This is a genomic window from Faecalicatena contorta, from assembly GCF_003149105.1.
In the GTDB taxonomy this organism is placed as follows: domain Bacteria; phylum Bacillota; class Clostridia; order Lachnospirales; family Lachnospiraceae; genus Muricomes; species Muricomes contortus_C.
In genome coordinates this window covers 92,224-114,947 of record NZ_QGDS01000009.1, presented here as the reverse complement: position 1 = coordinate 114,947, position 22,724 = coordinate 92,224, and the positions used below count along the sequence as shown (strand labels likewise).

Sequence of the window (22,724 nt, the reverse complement as noted above, 5' to 3'; positions counted from 1 at the left end):
CTTATACCTCCCCCTTCTTTAACATTTCTTTTGCTTTTTCAATAATGCCGTCATACTCTGGGATTTCAAAAATGGAGCCATAATGATCTACCGGATATTTTCCGCAGGTCGCAAGCTTCACATCATCCACCATCTGTCCCAGAATGTTCATCTCTACAGTAAGGAATGCCTTAGCCGCTTTCGCTTCTTCAAAAGCTTTCACCGGGAAAGGCCACAAAGTGATGGGACGGATCAATCCTAACTTGAGCCCTTCTTCTCTTGCTACTTCTACTGCTTCTCTGCATACGCGGGAACTGATGCCATAAGCAACTAATACTAATTCAGCGTCTTCCACCTGAATATTTTCATAACGCTGTTCCTGCTCTTCCATCTCGGCATACTTGTCTGCCAGATAGGTCTCATAGTCAGGATGGGTATAATATACATTCTGAATCTTTCTCTGCTCAGTACCCTTCTTACATCCTTTGATTGTCCAGTCAAATTTATCAATATCATGCTCAATAAATTCCGGAATCTCCACTGCTTCAATCATTTGCCCAATCGCAGCATCAGAAGCAATCAGCACCGGATGGCGGTATTTTTCTGCCAGATCAAAAGCTTCTGCCATCATATCCGCATTTTCCTGCACGGAATCAGGAGCTAAAACCAATGTACGGTAATCCCCATGACCGCCTCCTCTGGTTAACTGCCAATAATCGCCCTGCCCCTGGGAAATATCGCCCAGACCAGTACCAATTCGCATAACGTCCACAATTACTGCTGGAAGATCCGCTGCAACCAGATAGGAAATCCCCTCCTGTTTCAGAGAGAATCCCGGACCTGATGAGGTAGTCAGTGCCCTGGCACCTGCTGCCGCAGCTCCAAGAACCATATTAATACCTGCAAGTTCAGATTCCGCCTGAATAAATTCTCCCCCCACGTCTTCCATTCTCCATGACAAATATTCCAATATCTCTGTCTGAGGAGTAATGGGATATCCACTGTAAAAGCGGCAGCCCGCAGCCAATGCAGCTTCGGCCAGTGCTTCATTTCCTTTTAACAGTACCTTAGCCATAATCTAACCCTCCTTTACCTTATTTCAAATACATAATCCGGACACACACGGTAGCACGTGCCGCATACTATACATTTTTCCTCATCAACTACAATGGTGTTATATCCCTTGGCATTCACGTGATCCGATACACTTATAGCCTCCTTCGGACAGGCGTGGATACAATAACCGCACCCTTTACACCGCACAGGATTGAAATATACTTTTTCTGTTTTTTCTTTTCCCATAACCCAAATTCCTTTCTCAAATTTAAAGGGATGCCGCCCTTTTCTGACATCCCTTCTTGGTTCACCTTTTCAAACTTCTTATGTATTCACACTTTCATTGTAAAGTGCAGTGATTTTACATGTCTGGTGTATCAGATTTGTCAGGAGTAAATAATCTTCTTGCCACATCACGGGTAAATTCCCCTGTTTTCGCAGCTTCTTCAAATATCAGTTTTGTCTGCTTACGTATCAAATCCACCGTATCTTTCACAATGGCTGCAGCAGCATCTTCATCGTTCATGTCCTCAATCTTCACAAGGCGGAAAATGACTGCCTCGTAAATTCGGATACCGCCCATATTAGCAATAAAGTCAACTGCCACGTCCACACCATTCTTACGGAGTATCTCATCTCCTTCCGGAGTCGTTGGAATGTTTGCTGCTTCTACCAGAAGGGAAGCCTTTATCCTGTCCGCATTATCTTTATTGATTACATCTTCCAGAGCTGCCGGAATCAAAATATCACATTCCGCATCAATCCATTCAGTATTTGGACGGACTTCGTAGCTGTCTTCAAAGGCATCTTTATTTAACTCACCTTTTGGAAGTCTTGTTTCTACTAACTTAGGAATGTCCAAACCATCTTTGCAGTAAACCAAACCATTTACATCCGCAATACCTACTACTTTATAGCCCATGTTATGCAGAGAGTTTGCGCAGCTTGCTCCAACACATCCAAAGCCCTGGATTACTACGGAAGCCCCCTCTTTTCCATCTTTTAACTTCCAGGCTTCATCGGCTGCCGCAGCCACACCGTATCCGGTAATCATGTCATACATCTTAAATCCATCATAGAGCAATTCCTTCTCAGCTCTGTCGTGATTCACAATACCCTGATGAATCTCTGGATCTTCTTTCATCGCCTGGGTCTGAGGAATACCAATTCCCAAATCATCCAGAATCTTGAGAACTTCTGAATAATCCACACCCAAATCTCCTCCGATTGACACGCCTGCTTTTATGTAAGGTGCTGTAGCTGTCAGGAATCTTCTCAATACATCCGGCGCATCAGGTGCTTTATAATCATAAGCAATACCTGCTTTGCAGCCGCCTGTAGTCTGTGACTCGCAGGCTTTATATTTATATCCCATGGTTGTCGCAAGACGAATTACTTCTTCTTTTGTAACCGTCGGATGCATTCTGGTCCCACCGCCACAATAATGTCCTACAAAATTGTATGCACACAGCCATCCTGTTGCATCTGTTTCCGTGTCATTCCACTCCACTACTACATAAGGTTTATTTGCCACTTTGAAATCCTCCTTTTAATTTGTTCTCTATTGTAGAACGTCGTTCTTATATATGACTATTTTTTTACTCGGCACTAAGCCGAGTTCTTAATCTTCATCAATAGAATACGTTCTATAATTCATAAGATTAATTTATCACTTTATGTACTTTTGTTCAATATATATCCCATATTTTTTTAATCTTTGTACTGTTTGTACATATCCCATGCTGTTTTTTCTATCTTCCCGGCATATGTCTGTCGAATTTTTACAAATACTTTTTGTTTATTTTTTATCAACCAGTATTTCCTTGCTTCATTCCTGTTCACCTCCTTTTTTATTGAGTTTTAAAACTACAAAACAGCAGAGATATATTTCTCCACCCCAGTGCGATTCCCTGGAGGGTTTTTATGTAAGAGCAAAGAGTTTGCAAAGCAAACTCTTGCGCCTGCGGCGGTCGCATAGCGACATCTACCTTTTACGCCGCAGCGCGCATCCCCCGGAGGATTTTTATGTAATGGGAAACTGCGTTTCCCATTACAAAAAAACGACGTCAATTCCTGATAAAAGGAATCATCGTCGTTTCCGCTTCGTTTATTTATGATGTAGTATACCCCTGCTAACATTATATTGTCAACAGTTTTTTGGTTAAGCTCCTGTTTGATATTTATCCTAAAGCATTTTTTGTATTTTTCCGGCATATGTCTGTAAAACTTTTACGAATTCCTGAATTCTTTCCTCTCCCATGCGGAGGGACGGTGCACTGATACTTAATCCGGCCTCCACCTTCCCTTCATAGTTCAGTAAGGCTACTCCTACACATTTGATTCCAAACATAACCTCCATATTATCCAGTCCGTATCCGCGTATACGGGTCACCTCAATTTCTTCCCGGAGTTTCTTTTTATCTGTAATGGTATACTCTGTGAAGGCTTCCAACTCTCCTTCAAGACATCTTTCCATCTCCTCCACTGGAAGTTGAGATAAAATGGCCTTTCCCACGCTGGTACAGTACATTTTAGAGCACTCACCGATTACAGATTTGCTCACCATGCGTTGATTATCCGGGTATACTGCTTCCAAATATACCACTTCATCCCCCCGGGGAATGGACAAATAGACCAGTTCTCCTACTTCATTGGCAATTTCCCGCATAAATGGGAGGGCAATTTTAGCAATATTTAATCCTTCCCGAAAAGCCCGGCTTAAAGTCATCACCGAAACTCCCAGGCGGAACTTCCCGGACTCCGGATCTTGTTCCACATACCCCATAGCCGTAAAGGTCATAAGGATATTATGTACATTGCTTTTATACAATCCGAGCTTCTCACTGATTTCCGTCACGCCCAAAGGCTGCTTTTGTGTAAAACATTCTAAAACTTCCAGTGATTTCTTCAGGCTTTTTATTTTAACTTCTCCATCTTTTTGCATTGTTCTTCTCTCTCTGCCTTCTACTTAGAATTACAGTATTTATATAAGGACTTTTTTTCATCATAACATCCCTTTTCAATTTACACAAGATGGATTCTTTCACGCTATTCAATAGTCCTCCTTACCTGTAGCTAACACGATTCCCTGATCACCAGTGATTGTTCCAGCGAAATATTTTCAACACTTTTTTTATCACAATTAATCTGCTTTACCATCTCCATCAACTTTTCACCCAACAGTATCTGGTTCTGCTCCACCGTTGTCAGTCTGGGATTTACATATCCTGATATCTCAGTATTGTCAAAACCTACTACACCAAAATCCGCCGGAATCTGATATCCACATTCGTGCATCGCCCGCATCATCCCAATTGCCAGCAAATCAGAAGATGCAATCCACGCATCAGGAAGCGTCTTCTTTTCATTGATGCTTAAAATATCACGCATATACCGGTATCCATTCTTTAAATTATCCAGACATAAATCGTCCCGCACAAACACATCCTTCGGATTGAAGGACAGTCCACACTTTTTAAGCGCCTCCTGGTACCCCTGAAAGCGCTCCTTAAGATTCGTCAGCTGGATTGGCTCTGAAAAGAAACCAATTCTTTGATATCCTTTTTTCTGTAATGCCGACACGATATCCAGCATTATCTTGTGATTGTCAAACTTGATGTGAGGGACCTGTGCAATGGTTGAACTGCGGTCAGCAAGTATGACCGGAATGCCTTTTTGCAGGAAATTCTTGATTTCCCTTTCATCACCGTACCCATTGAATATAATGACTGTTCCAATATTATTGCGTTCCAGACGTTCCAGTTCCCTGCGTTCTCTTTCAAGGGAATACTCATATCCGTGTATCTGCACACTGTAGCCTTCTATATATGCCTTATCTATGAATGCACTGGCAACCTTCGAATGGAAACTATTATTTAAATTGGGCAGCATCAAGCCAATTGTATAATTTTTTTTACTTCGCAGTGATTTTGCCGTCGCATTCGGTATATAATTAAGTGCTTTAATCGCACGCCGTACTCGTTCCGTCGTCTCTGCCGAAATGGGAGCCGTTCCATTAATAACATGGGAAACGGTTCCAATCGTTACACCTGCTTCCTTAGCAACCTGAGTTATTGTTGTTCGCTTCATTCTATTTTCACCTACAATCTCCATACTTTTAATTAAAACGTTTTATTTTATAATAGTTATCTGTTCCGCTTTTGTCAACAACAACTCCTGGCGTTCTGCCGCAGCAGAATGAAACAAAGCAGAATCGGGCTGATAGCTGAACTGTACCTTAAATGCAAAAAAACTGGTATATATTAACTTTCGCAATACATACCGGCTTTTTTGTCCTTATTACTATTCAGGCTTTGTCATCAATTTCAACGGATAGTCACCCAGATGTTTTACTTCGAAGTTATTTTTTTTAAATTCTACATAGTCAAACTGGCCCAGTTCATCAATAGCCAGCTTATGGAATTCATAAAAATTAGGCCACCATTCATATCCACTTCCCAGTTCTGCACCCAGATAAGCATCTGCAATATCTTTTCCCATCTGCGGAGCTACATAAAATGCTCCCATGGCCAATACATTCACACCATTGCCTGTAACCGCCCGCAATGCAGCCGGAACACTCTCAACTACACCGGCATGTACCCCCGGGCACTTACTTGCCGCAATATGAATCCCCATACCGGTCCCACAAAACAATAACGCCCGTTCAAACTCTTTTTCGGTAATTTTAGCACCAACTTTCAGGCCGATTCGATGAAACATTTCCGGCGCTTCTTCATCAGCTGCTTTTACACCAATATCCGTTACTTTCCATCCTTTTTGCCGCAAATGCCCCACTACCGCCTCTTTCAGCGGGAATCCCGCAAAATCTGCCCCTACTAATATTTCTTTGTCCTTAATCATTTTCATAGCTACTCTCCTCTCACGCCAGATGAAATATCGATTCCATATTTTCATAAAACGGTTCATTACTGTTTACATTTAACTTTGTAAAGCATGGCTTTGTGAGTTTCCACCATTTCTGAGTCATGACATCCTCAGCCATACGCCTCATATCCATTTCGTAATTATTTCCGGTATACTCGAAATATGCGAAGACCAAATCCTCTTTTATAAATATTGAATAATTTTCCAGGCAGCAGTCTTTAATCTTCTTTAAGACATCCGGCCATACCGCTGCATGCAATTCTTTATATTCCTGTATTTTTTCCGCCTTTAAACGGCCAATCTGGCCAAAACAACACTTTGTCATTTGCCACCTCCATGTCTAAGCTTTTTTCCTACGGTTAAAGGACACTCCCTTTTCCGTAAAATAATTCATTACCATAACCAGCAGAAGTACCGTCCCCCATATTAACGAGATATAATAACTGCTGATCTGCGGAAACCTGTTGATTCCTGTTTCTAACGCTCTGACCAGGAGAATCGCCAGCAATACCCCACTGATCTTTCCTTTGCCCCCGTTTGGACTAATTCCGCCCAATACAACAATCAGAATGCACTGCAGTGTGTAATTCGAGCCATAATCCGCTCTTGCCGAATTATAGTTGGCAAGCATGATCATTCCTCCAAGTGCGGAACAGATTCCCGATATCACATAAGTTTTTATCAATATAGCATTTACTTTCATTCCACTATAGGCCGCCACTTTTTGACTGGAACCAAGCATGATTATCTTCTTTCCATATGTAGTTTTGACCATTAAAAATACCATGATAGCTGCTACAGCAGCAAAAATGATAAATTGAACCGGTATCCCTGCTACTTTACTATTAATTGCATATGCAAAAGTTTTGGGAAAATCGCTGATTGCACTGCCATTCGTCAATACAATGCCAACACCGGTCAACAATTCTCCCATTCCCAGCGTTGCCAGAATGGGTGGAATACGGAACCTAGAAACCAGCACACCATTCAAAGCACCAGCCGCCATTCCGACCAGCACTGCCAGCAAAAATACGATTCCAACCCATACGCTTGAAAGTTCAGCATTTCCGCCGCCAACTTTCTGCATAAGGAGGGCCATTGAAATACTGGTGACATTGGCAATCCCCACGGTCGAAAGGTCGATTCCGCCCGTAATCATACATACCATAACCCCCAGTGACATCAGACCAAATTCAGGGAACTGTGCAAACATTGTCTGGAAATTTGCGACAGTATAAAACTTTGAAAATCTGGTAATGGCTATAAAGCCAAACCACAAGACCATAATAATGAGCAGCCGCCAGACATGTTGGTTGTTCTTGTATGTCTGTCTGAATTTTTCTGCTAAACTACCGCTGTTTTTATTCATTATACTGTTCCTCCTTTTCCCTGTTTCTGTCTGCCGCCTGAGTTGCCGGTCTGATACGCGCTTATAGCGGTTCCGATTACAATCAATGCCCCTAAAAACACACTCTTCCATACAACTGGAACACCAATCAGAATTAATGAGTTTTCCACCATTACAATTAGTAAAGTTCCCAATACACAGCCGGTCAAAGTTCCTTTTCCGCCGGTAATAGCAACGCCGCCCAGCACTACACCGGCAATAATATTCATCTCCATCCCCAGCATATTCGTCGGATGGCACTGCTGCATCATACATACCCGGATGATTCCGGCAACACTGGCAATCATTCCAGCAAATACGTATAGCAGAAATTTCGTTCTCTTTACTCTGTATCCCGCATTATAAGCAGCTGCTTCATTTCCACCGATGGCATAAATACCGCGGCCAAACATTGTATACTTTAGTACAAAAAAAGTAATTGCCAGCACAAATATGAATACTAAAAATGCAGCCGGCATCCGGGAAGAAAGCCCACTTTGGGGATTTGTTGCCGTAAATAAGGAGGCCGTTCCAAATTGCCGCATTCCTGCCGGAATAACCGCCAGCTGCTTAGATTCTAAAGTTCCCTGCATAAATCCTTTAAATACACTGGCCGTTCCCAGGGTTACAATCATTGCCGGTAAATTAAAATAACTGACAAAAACACCATTTACTGCCCCCAATATGGCTCCGATTGCCAGTGCCAGCAAAATCGGGACCAGAACACTTCCTTCAAAGTTTATACCCAATAAGTATTTCGTCGTTGCAAAAGCCGTCAGAGATGCCAGTGCGGGAAAGGAAACATCAATTCCCCCTGATAAAATAACCAGAGAGGCTCCGACTGCAAAAAGTCCGGGAACGACCATAGCTGACAGAATATCCACAAGATTATTTGATGTATAAAACTGTCTGGAGCGCACCTGAATAAGTATTGATAAGGCTAAAATGATCAGAAATATGTACGTTTCATTCTGCCGAAATAGTTTTTTCACTGTCTTCTTCATTTGTCCCCTCCTACATCATCCTGTCCAGAATCATTTTTTCATCTATTTCCTGAGTACTCAATTGGCCTGATATCTTCCCGTCTTTCAAAATCAGAATCTTAGAACAGTTTTCCATTACCTCCGGCAAATCATCAGAAATAATTATAATCGCCATTCCCTGACGTGCCAGTTTTTGCAAAATCCCATGAATATCATGTTTCGAGCCAATATCCACGCCTACTGTGGGACCATTTAATATCAAAATATCGGGATTGCACGCCAGCCATTTTGCCAGGACAATTCTCTGCTGGTTACCGCCGGATAAAGTTGATGCGGCATTATCCGGGTTGGGCGTGGCAATCGAAAGTTCTGCTACCCACCGTTTTACTTCTTCCTGGTATTTTTCCCGATTTAGAATCCCTTTACTTATCAGGTGGTCAATCTCTGAAATTACGATATTATCACCGATACTCTGGGTCAGAAACAATCCTTCACTTAACCTGTCTTCCGGCACAAACCCAATTTTATTTTCAATGGCTGCCTGGGGATTGTTAATCTCAACTGCACTTCCGTGAATCTGTATTTCTCCTTTCTCTATCGGTTTCATACCAAATAAGGAGAGTGCCAGCTCGGTTCTGCCAGAATCCAGCAGACCGGTAATGCCCATAATTTCTCCGCCTTTGACTGTGAAACTGATATCCTCATAGCATCCTGACAGTGATATATCTTTTACCTCCAGCACCGGCTGGCCAGTAAGTTTATCGGGTATAAATGTTTTATTTTCAAATTCCCTCCCCGTCATATAGTATGAGAATTTCTTATCATCCAGTTCCGATGTATAACCCGTTTTAATCAATTTCCCGTTGCGGAATACCGTAAAGCGTTCCGCAATCTCAAAAACTTCATCCAACTTATGACTGACAAACAATATTGCTATGCCTTCTGCTTTTAGCTGCATAATAATCTTAAATAACGCCTGCACTTCTTTTTTCGTTAGGGCGGTAGTCGGCTCATCCATTATAATTAACCGGGCATTAAACATTAACGCCCGACAGATGGCCACCATCTGCTTTTCTGCTACCGAAAGGGTTTCCAGTTTTGCATCCAAGTCTACTTCAAAATCTATTTTAGCAATTGCCTCTTTGGCAATATTCCGCATTTCTTTCCAATTTACAAATTTCTTCTTAGCCGCCAATTGGCTGTTAATCGCCAGATTTTCCATAACCGACAGATTAGGGAAAACTGCAAAATCCTGATAGATAACCTGGATTCCTTTCATAATGGCATCAATTGGTGTCATTTTTTCAATAACTTCACCATCAAACTCTAATGTACCGGAGTTTCTTTGGTAAACACCCGATATCACCTTAATCAGTGTTGACTTGCCACATCCATTTTCACCAGCCAGGCAGTGGATTTCACCTGGTTTTATTTCCAATGTGACACCATCCAGCGCCCGGACTCCGGCAAAATACTTGTGAATATCAACTGCCCGAAATAAATATTCTCCCATAAAGACCCTCCTTCTTAGCATAGAGTGTGTTTAAAAATTGCATTCTGTAAGATGTGCATTCCACTTCGCGGGAGATTACAAGAATGAATTTCAAACACTCTCCAGGGAAGAGCATTTTTCAAAATGCTCTTCCTTTCTTATTTAAAATCCAAAAGATTCTACATTCTTAGCATCAATGATGATCCATCCTTCACCCTCTAATACCGTGTCACTTCCTTCACGGAACTGCATCTTATCATATCCTTCAATTCCCAAATCAAGTGGCGCTGCTACCTCTTCACTATCAAGCACTTTCACTGCCAGACTGATCATCGCCTTTCCTGCCTGTGCCGGATCCCATAAAGTCAAAGATTTCACCACCCCGCTTTTCAAAAGCTCCGCGTTATCAGCCGGCATTCCGGTTCCTGATGTAAATGCTTTATCAACCAGTCCAAGCTCTTCAATTGCTCTGGCAATACCTGGTGAATCAAATGATGAGGTTCCCATGATACCTTTTAAGTCCGGATACTTCTTGAATAACTCTTTTGCTACGTTATAAGCTGTATCTCCGTTGTCATTTGACTCGACCCGCGGCTCTTCTTTTAACAACGTCATATTCGGATAATTTGCCTTTTGATGTTCTACCGCCGCATCAGCCCATTCATTATGAGAAGCGTTTGTTACACTTGCAACCATAGTCGTATACACGCCCTCTTCTCCCATAGCCTCTGCTAAATTATCCATAATAAATGCGCCGTACCCGGAATTTGAAAATGCTTCAATGTCATAATCTACATTTTCAAGCGCCGCTCCTTCATGCGTAATCACAACAATTCCAGCTTCTTTCGCCTGCTTTAATACCGGTTCAATTGATTCCGGATCGACTGGTACAACACAAATAGCATCCACGCCCTGGGCGATTAAATCCTGCACCAACTGTGCCTGCTTTGTTGCATCAATTTCATCAGTACCCTTTTGATAAACATTAAGGCCAGTTTCATCAGCATACTCTTTTACGCCACTTTCCATTCTTACAAACCATGGATTTGAAGCATCTTTGGGAACAACAACAACCTCATAATCTTTTCCCGAACCTTCCGCCGAATTCGAGTCAGCTGAGGTATTACCCTCTCCCTGACTATCATTGCCGCCACATGCTGCAAGACTGAACATCATAATTGTTACTAGTAGAAACGAAATAATTTTTTTCATATTCTTCCCTCCAAAATAGTTTTTTTTGTTGTATTTTAAAATATCTTAACCGGTCATTCCCTCCCTTCTATAATTAATCTGTAACTTATGTAGGTTAAGACATCTTAATCATTAAAACGTTTTAACAAAATAGTAGCAATTAAAACGTTTTAATGAAAGGCAATAAATTTTTCTGCAATAGATTTGCAGAATTTTTTTGTAATATTTGCCTAGCGAAATAATATCTTTTTTGTGCAATTTATCCAATATTACGCTAATCATTAAATCGTTTTAATGAATTTATACTAACACGTTCCATATCTCTTGTCAATAATAAGTTACTTTTTACTATTTTATACTAATGAAAAGCCTGAAAAATCTCAAGCGCAGAAAAAGGCGGAGCCATCAGCCGCTGACTCCACCTTTTCCTGGTTCTATTCTTTTTATTACCTTACAGCTTTCCTACAGAAAATAATTCTCCAAGGTCTTTAGCGGTATTTGGACAACTGCGGTCAAATTTGGTGCAGGTGAGCACCATTTTTCGTTGCTTTCTCTACTCAAACCAAAATCCTGCTACATCAAAAAGACGGTTGTTGTCCCCTGTAAATCTTAAGTACACTGCTTGTCGTCCTTTGACTTCACTTACCTCACAGCTAAAGGTTCTATAATTATTCCAGCCGCCCGTATTATCCACCCGCACTTCACCTATCTGTGGACCCTCCGAAGATTCAATATGTACTTCAATAGTACCGCCATAGGTAAAGCTTCCTGCTTCAACAGTAAACTTCTTTTCATGATCAAAAGTTAGATATTTATACTCTGCCCAATCACCATTTTTTATATTTGTCAGATGTTCTTCATAATCACCTTTTGCTGTTCCTGCTTCGATAAACACCTTTCCGTTTAGGCAACTTGCCCGGCTTGCTTCAAGTCTGCATGTGCACTTTATCTCTTTTTCCTGCCCGCAAACCGTCATCTCTACTTCTCTTATACTTCCGTCATGTTCAAAGAAAATCGGCTCTACACATACTCTTCGGCTAAAAAACGAATTATGGGTTGAGCGATGATAAAAAACATACCATTGACCATCAACTTCACAAATTGAACCATGGTTGTTCCAGCTCGAAGGATCACAGCCAGTATTATCAATGATTATTCCTTTCTTCTTAAAGGGGCCAAGAGGAGACTTTGCTACTGCATATCCGAGGCAAGTCGGACGGCCTCTGCTGCTGTCGGCAAACACCATATAGTAGAGATTATTTCTCTTACAAATCGAAGCTCCCTCATGAAATCCATCCTTCTCTTCTATTAACAGTCTGGGATTATAGGTCTCCATGTCAAGCGTACACATATCTTCATTCAGCTTTGCTCCTTTAAGTTGAAACTGTCCCCAGTAATAATATGCCTGTCCATCATCATCTATAAATACCGTAGGGTCAATTTGAGAAGGATGCGCCCCTTTAACAGGCTCTGTCTCCATAAACGGGCCCATTGGGCTCCTACTTTTTGCAACGCCTTCACTACCATCAGCAGCACAGAAATACAAATAGTACATACCGTCCTTTTCTGCACAATCCGGCGCATAAAGGTCTCCTTTTGCCCATGTGAGCCCAGGCTCCCTATTTGTAAAAGCTAATTCTGATTTTTCAAAATTAACAAAATCTGCTGACGAAAATACATAATAATCTTTACTACAATATTCATCATTCCCCGGCAAATCATAAGAGCCATATAGATACAATTTTCCATCACTAAATACTTTTGCTTCAACATCCGGAACATAATATTTTAATGGTAATATAGGATTCATCCTTTGCTCCCATCCTTTGTAAAATAAGGGATTCAACCTACCATCAACTATTCAAACTCTATTGTAGACGGCGGCTTGGGTGACATGTCATAGCACACCCGGTTTACATTCTCCACTTCTGCCAGTATCCGTTCTGTTATCTTATCCAGCACTTCCCAGTCCACTTTTTCAACTGTAGCTGTCATGGCATCAACGGTATTGATTGCGCGGACGATTACCATATACTCGAAGGTTCTCTCATGGTTTTTCATCCCTACAGATTTGAAATCAGGCACGGCTGTAAAATACTGCCATACTTTCTTATCCAGCCCTGCTTTCTCAAACTCTTCCCGAAGAATCGCGTCTGACTCTCTGACTGCTTCCAGTCTGTCTCTTGTAATTGCTCCCAGGCAGCGCACGCCCAGTCCCGGTCCTGGGAACGGCTGACGGTATACCATATCTCCAGGCAGCCCCAGTTCGATTCCACATGCACGAACTTCATCCTTGAACAACTGCTTCAAAGGCTCTACCAGCTCGAACTGTAAATCTTCCGGAAGACCTCCTACATTATGATGGGATTTTACCATTTTAGCGGTTTTAGTTCCGCTTTCAATGATATCCGGATAAATTGTTCCCTGCCCCAGGAAGTCGATTCCATCCAGTTTCCGGGCCTCTTCTTCAAATACCCGGATGAATTCTCCGCCTATAATCTTTCTTTTTTCTTCAGGGTCTGCAACTCCTGCCAGCTTATCCAAAAATCTGTCTGCAGCGTCTACATAAATTAAGTTTGCATGAAGCTGATTTTTAAATACTTCAACCACACTTTCTGATTCATTTTTACGCATGAGTCCATGATTCACATGTACACAGACTAACTGCTGCCCGATTGCTTTCAGTAAAAGTGCAGCCACTACAGAAGAATCCACGCCGCCGGAAAGTGCAAGCAGAACTTTTCTGTCTCCCACCTGACGTTTTACCAGCTCAACCTGGTCTTCAATAAAATTCTTCATATTCCAGTTTGCTTCTGCCTTGCACTGGTCAAAAATGAAGGTTTTTAATGTCTCATCATCTGGCAGTTCCCCATACTGCTTCTCACATTTCGCTGTAGGATGATCTACAGAAATTATCGGATATCCGCACTCATACAGTGCCGGATTAACATCTACCTCCTGACCATCTACAACACGGTTTTCACCGCCGTTTAAAATGATTCCCTTTACATTATTCAGTGCTTTCAGCTCATCCACTGTAATATCATGGGGATGAATTTCACTATACACTCCGAGACTGCGGATTTGACGGGCAAGCATCGGATTATTTGTACTTCCCAGGTCCAAAATGACAATCATATCCTGTTTCATTTGTTTCCCTCACCTTTCTAAGCGTTTTTCTTTCAACCTTAACACCTTTTCATTATAACGGAACTAAGTCTTATTTGCCATCCCAGAATTGATAAAAATATTGTATCTGGCCAGAACCATGAACAGATACGCCGCAAGTCCGGACTGTAATATAAAAATGTCACATGTTTTTGTCTCTGCATATAATAACTAAAGTTGTGTTTTGTCAGGAGTTTCACAATGAAACATCTAAAATACGATTATGCTGTTGTCGGCGGAGATATACGGCAGGTATATCTGACCGCGGAATTAGCCGGTCATCAAAACCGAATTTGCCACTATGCCCTGGCAGCAGAGCCGGATAAGAACAAATATCCGGATGCTTCTCATGTTGTTGCTGCTTCCTCTCTGGAAAATGCGTGTGCATACTCTTCTTGTATCATATGCCCCATTCCTCTCAGTAAAAGCGGCTCTCATCTCAATCAAAACGGGTTAACAGAAGACTTGTCCCTAAAGTCACTTCTTGTTGCATTACAGCCCGAACAATACTTTTTTGCGGGATGTATCCCCGAAGATTTCAGAAATTCAGCAATAGAAAAAGGAGTTTTTGCTTTTGATCTTATGCAAAACAATACACTGGCCATATATAACACAATCGCCACTGCCGAAGGAGCCATCTGTGAAGCAATTTCAAAAAGCCCTATAAACTTAAACAAGAGCCGCTGTGCCGTTTTGGGATATGGCAAGTGCGGACGTACATTGGTTTCATATTTAAAAGGATTGTTCTGTCACACATATGCCTGCTCAAATAATCCTGAGGAGCAGGCCCAGGCTGCCATTATCTCTGACAGTACCGGAGATTTAAAAGACTTCAAAAAGTCTGCGGGAGAATTTGACTTTGTATTCAACACCATCCCGGCCCTTGTTATCACAGCAGATATTCTGGCTGTTATGAAGGATTCCGTTACAATCATTGACATTGCTTCCGCTCCAGGAGGAGTGGATTATCAGTCTGCCAAAAATCTTGGCAGGACTGCACTGCTTGTTCCCGGACTTCCCGGGAAATATGCACCCGCCTCCTCTGCCAGGGCGTTAAAAGAATCCATTGAAACCATACTCTCTCAGGAAAAATGTAAAACAATAAAGGAGTGATTTGAATTGTCTTTAAAAGGAAAAACCATTGGAGTTGCACTGACCGGCTCCTTTTGCACTTACGAAAAAGTTTTCATAGAAATTCAGAAGCTGGTAGAGGAAGGTGCACTGGTACAAACAATTTTCTCAGACGCAGCAGGCAGTATTAACAGCCGTTTTGGAAGAGCAGAGACATTTATTGAACAGGCAGAAGAAATGACAGGGGTAAAACCCATGATGACTATATCCGAAGCCGAACCAATTGGTCCGGGTAATCTGCTGGATATTCTTGTACTCCTTCCATGTACCGGAAATACAATTGCAAAGCTTGCCAACGGTATCACCGACACCCCGGCTCTTATGGCCGCAAAGGCACACCTCAGAAATGATAAGCCGCTGCTTATTTCCATTTCCACCAACGATGCCCTGGGCATGAATATGAAAAACATAGGATTACTGATGAATGCCAAGAATGTGTACTTCGTCCCATTTGGCCAGGATAATCCCCAAAAAAAGCCTAACTCCATGATTGCACACACGGAGCTTCTGATTCCTTCTCTTGAAGCTGCTATGGAAGGCCGGCAGTACCAGCCTGTAATTCAGTAAAAATATGCTTATTGAACTACTCATGTTCGAATAAGATATATTAATTGAACTGCCAATGTTCAACAGATATGAAAAAGGAGATTAATGTATGTGCGGAATTGCTGGATTTTTTAATCCTGATGTAAACTACATGACGGATAAGCCTAAATGGAAACATATTTTAGAAAGGATGAACCATGCCCAAAAACGCAGAGGTCCTGATAATGAAGGAACTTATTTAACACCCCTCTGCGGCCTGGCTCATGTGCGCCTGGAAATTATTGATTTGGTAACAGGGCAGCAGCCTATGGTGCGAAAAAGGCAAGGCCGGGAATGTGCCATTTCTTTTAATGGCGAAATTTATAACATGGCTGAGTTAAAGGCAGAACTTTTACTGGAAGGGGCAGACTTTCAGACTACCAGTGATACAGAGGTAATTTTAGAAGGCTATATGCTCCACGGAAAAGATTACATTCAAAAACTAAATGGTATTTTTGCAATTGCACTGTGGGACTCTGCCGCCGAAGAACTTTATCTGTTCCGCGACAGGCTGGGTGTAAAGCCGCTGTTCTATGCCATAACAGAAAAAACACTTGTCTTTTCCTCGGAAATTAAAGGTTTGCTGGCTTATCCCGGTATCAGGCCCATAATAGACAGAGAAGGGCTTTGTGAAGTGTTTGCACTGGGCCCGGCCAAAACCTACGGCAAGGGTGTTTTTAAAGATGTTTGGGAAGTTCTGCCCGGGCAATGCATAGCCTTTGGCCGCACCTCTGTCAGTGAGAAATTCTACTGGAAACTGAAAAGCCATCCCCACGAGGATTCCATGGAACAGACAATTGAAAAAACTGCATGGCTTGTGGAAGATGCTGTCAAAAAGCAAATGCTTTCTGATATCCCCATCAGCACCTTTCTCTCCGGCGGCGTGGACAGCAGCCTTGTAACGGCCATCTGTGCCAGGGAATTAAAAAAGCAGGGAAAAGTTCTGAATACCTTTTCTTTTGATTTTCAGAATAATGATAAATATTTCAAGTCCAATTCCTTCCAGCCAAGCCAGGATAGGCCCTATGTGGAGCAAATGGTTGATTTTGCAGGAACAAACCATCGGTTTTTAGAATGCAGCAATCAGGACCAGCTGGATTGTTTGTACAAAACCGTAGATGCCAGGGATTTGCCTTGCATGGCAGATGTGGAATCTTCCATGCTGTATTTTTGCTCGAAAGTGACCGCCTATAATAAGGTTACGCTGACCGGTGAATGTGCCGACGAGATTTTTGGCGGCTATCCCTGGTTCCACAGTCAAAAAGCCTTCCAGACAGATGCCTTCCCCTGGTCTGACAGTATGGCTCCCAGACAAGTACTCTTATCCGACAGCGTAATCCAGGCTCTTCATATGGAAGAATACGCCCGTGAGGCATATGAAAGAACAATACGTGAGACCCCTCTCCTCTCGGAAGATACTCCGGAAGAAAAAAGAAGGCGTGAAATCTCCTATCTGAATTTGCGCTGGTTTATGGTAACTCTGTTAGACAGAATGGACCGCACCAGCATGTACAGCGGACTTGAGGCAAGAGTCCCACTGGCTGATCACCGGGTTGTAGAATATGTCTTTAATATCCCCTGGCATATGAAATGCCCGGACGGAATTGTCAAAGGATTACTCCGTCATGCAGGAGAAGGACTGCTTCCAAAAGAAATCCTGTGGAGAAAGAAAAGCCCTTATCCCAAAACTTATGACCCCGCATATGAAGAGCTGCTGGGCAGCCGGCTGAAAGAGGTTCTGGCTGATCCTAATGCTCCGATACGTACATTGCTTGACACGAAAAAAGTGCATGCTTTTTTAAACACTCCTTCTGATTATGGAAAGCCCTGGTACGGCCAGCTCATGGCAGGTCCGCAGATGCTGGCGTATATGCTGCAAGTCAATTATTGGCTGGATAAATATGGTATACAACTACAGTAAAAAAGAGGTTAAAAGGTACTGGACAAAAAAAACAATCCACTGTATGATATTGTACAATGGGTTGTTTTTTTGTCGCCTCCGTGAAAATAAAAGCAAATATACATATAGAAAGAAGAAGAGACTGCATTGCAGTCTTTTAAGGTGAACATTTGATTTATTATCCTGTTGAAAAACTAATTGCCGGCATGGAACTGGCACGAAATATTCCGGGACAAATCCCCACGCTTCCATTTGTCGTAGCCGGCTGCAAACTCACTGAACGCATGATTAACCATATGGAACGGGTTGGAATACAGGGAGCCTATATTACCACAGAGTTTTCCATGGATGTGGAGCCAGAGGATTTTGTGGAACCGGAACTGAAAGCAAAGATGCTAACCAATATTCGGGGTGCCTTTCATGAAAGTCTGAAAAAAATGACCTTTCAATCTAGCAGGCAAATTTATAAGAACATGACTGAAGTGGCAGAGAGCATTGTCATGAATCTCTTAAGCAAAGATCAATACCTCTTTCAAATGATTGATATCAGGGACTATAACAACTATACTTATTCCCATAGCCTGTATGTAGGCATTTTGAGCGTTATATTAGGCCGTCATATCGGACTTCCGGTACAGACTTTAGAAAACCTGGCCATTTGTGGCCTTTTTCATGACATTGGAAAAATACAAATTCCCCTGGAAATCCTCGATAAGCCTAGAGCATTAACCGATGAGGAATTTGAGTTTATGAAGCAGCATCCCCGCCTCGGCTACGATAACTTAAGTAAGAACACGCTTATTCCCCCAATGACTTTGCAAGGAGTTCTTACCCATCATGAACGATTTAATGGCAGCGGTTATCCCCAGGGACTTTCCGGAGAGGATATTCCCTTGTTTGGCCGTATTATCGCCATTGCAGATGTGTACGATGCCTTAACTTCTACAAGAACTTACCGGAAAGCGTGGTCTCCAAAGAAGATATTTGATTATATGATCAGTTGTACAGACACTCACTTTGATCCGGAGCTGCTTACCGCCTTCCTCAAGTGTACTTCCGCATATCCTGTAGGTACGATGGTTCAGCTCAGTGATGGAAGTACAGCTGTTGTAAAAGGAAATACACCAGGATTTCCGCTGCGTCCCGCCATCCGCTTCCTCACCCCTCCCTCAAAGGCTGGTTTGGAAGTGGATTTGTCTTTCGAGGCACTAAATCTCATCATCGTTGATACGGATTAGGCTCTTAAAGGCTGCTGCTCATAAATGATTAATCATTTATGAGCAGCAGCCCTTCTTTTTTACCTTTTTTACTTTAAGACATCTTTATATGGAGCTTTCCGCTCTACTGCTTCAGATAACTCTCCCATCTCCGATACATCTCCTATGAGGATTACTCCGCACAAACGGTTATTCAGGAAGTAATATTTTTTATACTGCTTTCTTCCCATATCTTTAAATTCCACAGTTTTGTACACCAGGTTTGGGTTCTTACCCGCATCCCCGATTGCATAAAGTGCGGTATTCATTCCGTGGAATGTGAGGGCAGCCGGCACCTGGATGTATTCTTTTTCCTCACCTGCAGCATTCGTGCCCGCTACTTTTCCCTGCTCTACAGCTTCCGGCCAGATTGCATAATTAACATCCTTATACTGTGCACAATCACCACATGCATAAACATCTGCCATGCTGGTTTCCATTTTACCGTTCACCAGAATACCGCGGTCTATTTCCAGCCCCATCTGCTGCGCCAGCCCTACATTTGCTCTGACACCACTGGAAACAATAACCATCTCCGCCGGTATTTCCTCACCGTCTTTTAACTTTACTGCTGTTGTATGTTCCTCACCAAGAATGGCTTCCACCTGCACTCCTGTTCTGATATCAATTCCACAGCCCTCACTGATTGTCTTCAGAAGTTCTGCAGCCGGAACATCCAACTGGCGTCCCATCAAAAGTGGTGCAATTTCCAGGACCGTTACATTACACTTTGCCTTTTTCATCTCCCATGCAGCTTCCAGCCCCAGAACTCCGCCTCCAATGACCACTACATTTTTCACATCGGGCAGAAGATCTGCAATCTTCTTTGTATCTTCCAGACGGCGGATTGCCACAACAGAACATTTATCACTTCCCGGGATAGGCGGTACAAAACATTCCGCACCAAGAGCATAAATCAGCTTTGTATATTTCAGAATGGTTCCGCCCTCTAAAGTAACTTCCTTCTCCTTCGTGTCTACAGAAGTAATCTTTTTCCCTAAAACTTGTACAATATTCTGTTCTTCATACCACTTCTCATCCTGTACCGCAATCTGGTCCTGATTTAATCCTGCCATAATTGATTTTGTCAGCATTGGTCTGTTGTAAGACCGGTAAGGCTCCTCAGAAATCATGACAATAGAAGCTGTCCTGTTTCGTTCCCGAATTGATTTTGCAGCATAAAATCCTGCCGCTCCATTTCCCAGAATCAGATAGAAGTCTTTCGTATCATTGTGATAAGAATTATCCTCCGCCTCTACCGGAACAAAATTCTCTTTCCCTACACCGCAAACCGGGCAGATTTCCAGGGAAGAGTCAAATATTTCTCCACAGACCAGACATTTTACAAGTGTTGTCCTTGCAGAGTTTTTCTTCTCATTCGGCTTATCCAAAAGAGTGCACCCGAAATCATATCCAAAATCAAGAGCATCCTGCTTATCTGCCTCATTTGGCTTAAAGCGGACTCTGTAGCCATCTACTACCCGCATCCGCAATTGTCTCAGACGTTCTTCAATATGAGGAACGCCCTCACCGCTCCAGCCATAGCTGCCGAATACACCTGCCAGCTTACCTTTATGTGTAACCGGAGTCATTGCCAGTGTTAAATCCCAGATTGGTTTCAAAGCTTCTCCCACCATCGTAGGAGTACCAAACAAAATACCGTCTGCAAAACCCAGCTCCTCCACAACTTTATCTGTATCCGATGTCACCATATCGTAAAGCCTCACGTCGATATCACCGCTCTGCCCAATTCCCTTGGCAATATCCTGGGCCAGAGATTCTGTGTATCCATATGCACTGACATAAGGAACCACCACTGTTTTCCGCTGATTCGGATTTACAACTGTACTCCATTTTTCATACCACTGATATATCTGTTCCAGTTTGGTATCCAGAACTGGTCCATGTCCTGTACAAATCATTGTGACATCTAATTTGCGTACACGTTCCAGGGCTTTCTGCATGTAAGATTTAAATGGTCCAATAATACAGTCAAAATAGTACTTGACTGATTTCTCATAATCAGCCCAGTTCTCCACCTTACTTAGCAATACATCGTGGAATCCGTAGTGTGCTCCAAAAGAATCACAGGTTACAAGAGCCTGCTCTTCTTCAATATAAGTAAACATTGTATCCGGCCAGTGCAGATTCGGCACATTCATGAAGTGCAGCGTCTTATTGCCAATCTTCATACGCTCTCCGTCTTTAATTATAATTCCTGTAAAATCACGGTTTACGATTTCTTTCAGAAATGAGTTTGCTACTCCGGTAGAAATGATTTTCAGATGTGGACATAAGTCCAGCAGCCGTTCTATACTTCCGGCGTGGTCCGGTTCCGTATGGCTGACTACCAGATAATCAATCTCACTGACAGTTGTAACCTCCTCCAGCTTTTCCAAATAGTCATCCCAGAACTTCACTTTTGCAGTCTCAAACAAAATTGTCTTATCGCCTGCTTTTAACACATACGAATTGTATGTAGTCCCGAACTCCGTATACATAATAATATCAAATACACGCAGGGCATCATCTACAATTCCAGTCCAGTAAAACCCTTCTCTTAATTTTAGACTTTTCATCTACTTACTCCTTTCAGGAAATAAATGTATTTTAATTATAATACCACAAATTTCCTCTTATTAAACCCCTAATCATTTATGTTCATCACAAAGAAACACTCAGTTTAAAACATGCTGCATGAGTTAATTTCTGCTTTATCGCCTCAAGTGCTTTATTATCGAATGCAGGGAAACATCTTGTTATCGAAAATTATTCATGCTACAATACCACATGCAAGAATGGTAGAGAACGGATTTCATTAGAAGGAGGAAAAAACATTGAAAGCAGACTATCATGTTCACACCTACTACAGTGACGATTCAGAGTGCCCCATGGAGGAAATGATTAAAAAAGCAGTTTCCATTCATTTGGATGAAATTGCCTTTACAGACCATGTGGATTATGGGGTAAAAACTGCCGAAAACTGCGATTATGATTCCTATTTTAAAGAAATAAATAGGTACATAAAAAAGTACGCCGGGGATATCTCTATCAAAGCAGGAATCGAGTTTGGGGTTCAGAGCCACACAATCCCACTTTTTGAGAAAGCTTTTGAAAAATATGATTTTGATTTTGTGATTTTAAGCAATCATCAGATAGGGGATAAAGAATTTTGGAATTATAAATTTCAAGAAGGGAAAACCCAAAAAGAATTCCATGAGGGATATTATGAAGCTCTTTATCAAGTAGTGAAAGAATATAAAAATTATTCCGTTCTGGGACATTTGGATATGATGAAACGGTATGATGAGTATGGGGACTATCCTGACAATAAGATACTTCACATTGTGGAAAAAATATTAACCCAGGTAATTAAGGACGGAAAAGGAATCGAAGTAAATACCTCCTGTTTTAAATATGGTCTGAAAGACTTAACCCCATCCAGAGCAATACTGAAACTTTATTATGAACTGGGCGGAAAGATAATTACCATAGGCTCAGATAGTCACGACACTGCATATCTGGGAAGCCATATTGAAGAAGTAAGGCAAATATTAAAAGAATTTGGATATCGGAGATTCTGTACCTTTGAGAAAATGAAGCCAGTGTATCATGATCTGTAATAGCTGGTAAAGACAGTGAGCCTATGAAGGTTCACTGTTTTTTTACCGGTACATAAAGAGTTCACTGGCGTACATGTTTGAGTCTT

Annotated in this window: 21 protein-coding genes; 5 read left to right on the top strand and 16 right to left on the bottom strand. The window is 42.1% G+C overall.

The window, feature by feature from the left end:
* Position 1 precedes the first annotated feature (1 nt).
* The 15 genes from vorB to guaA form a co-directional block, all read right to left on the bottom strand.
* Positions 2-1,054 carry a 3-methyl-2-oxobutanoate dehydrogenase subunit VorB gene (vorB, locus tag A8805_RS14815; protein WP_109712507.1) on the bottom strand — a complete coding sequence of 351 codons (1,053 nt, stop codon included), beginning with the start codon at positions 1,052-1,054 and terminating at the stop codon, positions 2-4.
* A gap of 14 nt (positions 1,055-1,068) precedes the next feature.
* Positions 1,069-1,281 carry a 4Fe-4S binding protein gene (locus A8805_RS14810; RefSeq protein WP_109712505.1) on the bottom strand — a complete coding sequence of 71 codons (213 nt, stop codon included), beginning with the start codon at positions 1,279-1,281 and terminating at the stop codon, positions 1,069-1,071.
* A gap of 115 nt (positions 1,282-1,396) precedes the next feature.
* Positions 1,397-2,569: a Glu/Leu/Phe/Val family dehydrogenase gene (locus tag A8805_RS14805; protein WP_109712503.1), complete on the bottom strand. Its 1,173-nt coding sequence runs from the start codon at positions 2,567-2,569 to the stop codon at positions 1,397-1,399.
* Positions 2,570-2,901: 332 nt separating this feature from the next.
* Entirely contained in the window at positions 2,902-3,249 is a 348-nt protein-coding gene (locus tag A8805_RS22370) for a hypothetical protein (RefSeq protein ID WP_109712501.1), read from the bottom strand.
* Entirely contained in the window at positions 3,221-3,979 is a 759-nt protein-coding gene (locus tag A8805_RS14795) for an IclR family transcriptional regulator (RefSeq protein ID WP_109712499.1), read from the bottom strand. Before A8805_RS14795 ends, A8805_RS22370 begins: the two co-directional genes overlap by 29 nt.
* 131 nt (positions 3,980-4,110) lie before the next feature.
* Positions 4,111-5,124: a LacI family DNA-binding transcriptional regulator gene (locus A8805_RS14790; protein ID WP_181392860.1), complete on the bottom strand. Its 1,014-nt coding sequence runs from the start codon at positions 5,122-5,124 to the stop codon at positions 4,111-4,113.
* 42 nt (positions 5,125-5,166) lie between these two features.
* Positions 5,167-5,310 (bottom strand): hypothetical protein, encoded by a 144-nt coding sequence (locus A8805_RS22365; RefSeq protein ID WP_207657711.1) that lies wholly within the window; start codon positions 5,308-5,310, stop codon positions 5,167-5,169.
* A 27-nt stretch (positions 5,311-5,337) separates the two neighbouring features.
* On the bottom strand, positions 5,338-5,904 hold the full coding sequence (locus tag A8805_RS14785; RefSeq protein WP_109712495.1) for an RpiB/LacA/LacB family sugar-phosphate isomerase: 567 nt from the start codon (positions 5,902-5,904) through the stop codon (positions 5,338-5,340).
* Positions 5,905-5,917: 13 nt separating this feature from the next.
* Positions 5,918-6,247 carry an L-rhamnose mutarotase gene (locus tag A8805_RS14780; protein WP_109712493.1) on the bottom strand — a complete coding sequence of 110 codons (330 nt, stop codon included), beginning with the start codon at positions 6,245-6,247 and terminating at the stop codon, positions 5,918-5,920.
* Between the two features lie 15 nt (positions 6,248-6,262).
* Entirely contained in the window at positions 6,263-7,291 is a 1,029-nt protein-coding gene (locus A8805_RS14775; protein WP_109712491.1) for an ABC transporter permease, read from the bottom strand.
* Positions 7,291-8,313, bottom strand: a complete 1,023-nt coding sequence (locus A8805_RS14770; protein ID WP_109712489.1) for an ABC transporter permease — start codon at positions 8,311-8,313, stop codon at positions 7,291-7,293. Before A8805_RS14770 ends, A8805_RS14775 begins: the two co-directional genes overlap by 1 nt.
* A 10-nt stretch (positions 8,314-8,323) precedes the next feature.
* Complete coding sequence (locus tag A8805_RS14765) at positions 8,324-9,805, bottom strand: sugar ABC transporter ATP-binding protein (protein ID WP_109712487.1); 1,482 nt, start codon at positions 9,803-9,805, stop codon at positions 8,324-8,326.
* Between the two features lie 141 nt (positions 9,806-9,946).
* Positions 9,947-10,996: an autoinducer 2 ABC transporter substrate-binding protein gene (locus A8805_RS14760; protein WP_109712485.1), complete on the bottom strand. Its 1,050-nt coding sequence runs from the start codon at positions 10,994-10,996 to the stop codon at positions 9,947-9,949.
* 532 nt (positions 10,997-11,528) lie between these two features.
* The gene (locus tag A8805_RS14755; RefSeq protein ID WP_109712483.1) at positions 11,529-12,785 is read right to left on the bottom strand and encodes a family 43 glycosylhydrolase; all 1,257 of its coding nucleotides are present in this window, start codon (positions 12,783-12,785) and stop codon (positions 11,529-11,531) included.
* A gap of 47 nt (positions 12,786-12,832) precedes the next feature.
* Complete coding sequence (guaA, locus tag A8805_RS14750) at positions 12,833-14,125, bottom strand: glutamine-hydrolyzing GMP synthase (RefSeq protein WP_109712481.1); 1,293 nt, start codon at positions 14,123-14,125, stop codon at positions 12,833-12,835.
* 219 nt (positions 14,126-14,344) lie between these two features.
* On the opposite strand from guaA, the gene A8805_RS14745 reads away from it, so the two are divergent.
* From A8805_RS14745 to A8805_RS14730, 4 genes are all read left to right on the top strand, one after another.
* Positions 14,345-15,256 carry a dipicolinate synthase subunit DpsA gene (locus A8805_RS14745; RefSeq protein ID WP_109712479.1) on the top strand — a complete coding sequence of 304 codons (912 nt, stop codon included), beginning with the start codon at positions 14,345-14,347 and terminating at the stop codon, positions 15,254-15,256.
* Between the two features lie 6 nt (positions 15,257-15,262).
* Positions 15,263-15,841, top strand: a complete 579-nt coding sequence (locus tag A8805_RS14740) for a dipicolinate synthase subunit B (protein WP_109712478.1) — start codon at positions 15,263-15,265, stop codon at positions 15,839-15,841.
* A gap of 88 nt (positions 15,842-15,929) precedes the next feature.
* Positions 15,930-17,780: an asparagine synthase (glutamine-hydrolyzing) gene (gene asnB, locus A8805_RS14735; RefSeq protein WP_109712476.1), complete on the top strand. Its 1,851-nt coding sequence runs from the start codon at positions 15,930-15,932 to the stop codon at positions 17,778-17,780.
* A gap of 149 nt (positions 17,781-17,929) precedes the next feature.
* Complete coding sequence (locus A8805_RS14730; protein ID WP_109712474.1) at positions 17,930-18,997, top strand: HD-GYP domain-containing protein; 1,068 nt, start codon at positions 17,930-17,932, stop codon at positions 18,995-18,997.
* Between the two features lie 68 nt (positions 18,998-19,065).
* Here A8805_RS14730 and A8805_RS14725 read toward each other — a convergent pair whose 3' ends face one another.
* On the bottom strand, positions 19,066-21,594 hold the full coding sequence (locus tag A8805_RS14725; protein ID WP_109712471.1) for an FAD-dependent oxidoreductase: 2,529 nt from the start codon (positions 21,592-21,594) through the stop codon (positions 19,066-19,068).
* Between the two features lie 258 nt (positions 21,595-21,852).
* Between A8805_RS14725 and A8805_RS14720 the strand changes: the two genes are divergently transcribed.
* Complete coding sequence (locus A8805_RS14720; protein WP_109712469.1) at positions 21,853-22,638, top strand: histidinol-phosphatase HisJ family protein; 786 nt, start codon at positions 21,853-21,855, stop codon at positions 22,636-22,638.
* Positions 22,639-22,724: the final 86 nt, after the last annotated feature.

Bases quoted from the DNA above. Each gene is read 5' to 3' on its own strand.
- vorB (WP_109712507.1), bottom strand. From the start codon at position 1,054: ATGGCTAAGGTACTGTTAAAAGGAAATGAAGCACTGGCCGAAGCTGCA.
- A8805_RS14810 (WP_109712505.1), bottom strand. From the start codon at position 1,281: ATGGGAAAAGAAAAAACAGAAAAAGTATATTTCAATCCTGTGCGGTGT.
- A8805_RS22370 (WP_109712501.1), bottom strand. From the start codon at position 3,249: ATGCCGGAAAAATACAAAAAATGCTTTAGGATAAATATCAAACAGGAG.
- A8805_RS14795 (WP_109712499.1), bottom strand. From the start codon at position 3,979: ATGCAAAAAGATGGAGAAGTTAAAATAAAAAGCCTGAAGAAATCACTG.
- A8805_RS14790 (WP_181392860.1), bottom strand. From the start codon at position 5,124: ATGAAGCGAACAACAATAACTCAGGTTGCTAAGGAAGCAGGTGTAACG.
- A8805_RS14785 (WP_109712495.1), bottom strand. From the start codon at position 5,904: ATGAAAATGATTAAGGACAAAGAAATATTAGTAGGGGCAGATTTTGCG.
- A8805_RS14780 (WP_109712493.1), bottom strand. From the start codon at position 6,247: ATGACAAAGTGTTGTTTTGGCCAGATTGGCCGTTTAAAGGCGGAAAAA.
- A8805_RS14775 (WP_109712491.1), bottom strand. From the start codon at position 7,291: ATGAATAAAAACAGCGGTAGTTTAGCAGAAAAATTCAGACAGACATAC.
- A8805_RS14770 (WP_109712489.1), bottom strand. From the start codon at position 8,313: ATGAAGAAGACAGTGAAAAAACTATTTCGGCAGAATGAAACGTACATA.
- A8805_RS14765 (WP_109712487.1), bottom strand. From the start codon at position 9,805: ATGGGAGAATATTTATTTCGGGCAGTTGATATTCACAAGTATTTTGCC.
- A8805_RS14760 (WP_109712485.1), bottom strand. From the start codon at position 10,996: ATGAAAAAAATTATTTCGTTTCTACTAGTAACAATTATGATGTTCAGT.
- A8805_RS14755 (WP_109712483.1), bottom strand. From the start codon at position 12,785: ATGAATCCTATATTACCATTAAAATATTATGTTCCGGATGTTGAAGCA.
- guaA (WP_109712481.1), bottom strand. From the start codon at position 14,125: ATGAAACAGGATATGATTGTCATTTTGGACCTGGGAAGTACAAATAAT.
- A8805_RS14745 (WP_109712479.1), top strand. From the start codon at position 14,345: ATGAAACATCTAAAATACGATTATGCTGTTGTCGGCGGAGATATACGG.
- asnB (WP_109712476.1), top strand. From the start codon at position 15,930: ATGTGCGGAATTGCTGGATTTTTTAATCCTGATGTAAACTACATGACG.
- A8805_RS14725 (WP_109712471.1), bottom strand. From the start codon at position 21,594: ATGAAAAGTCTAAAATTAAGAGAAGGGTTTTACTGGACTGGAATTGTA.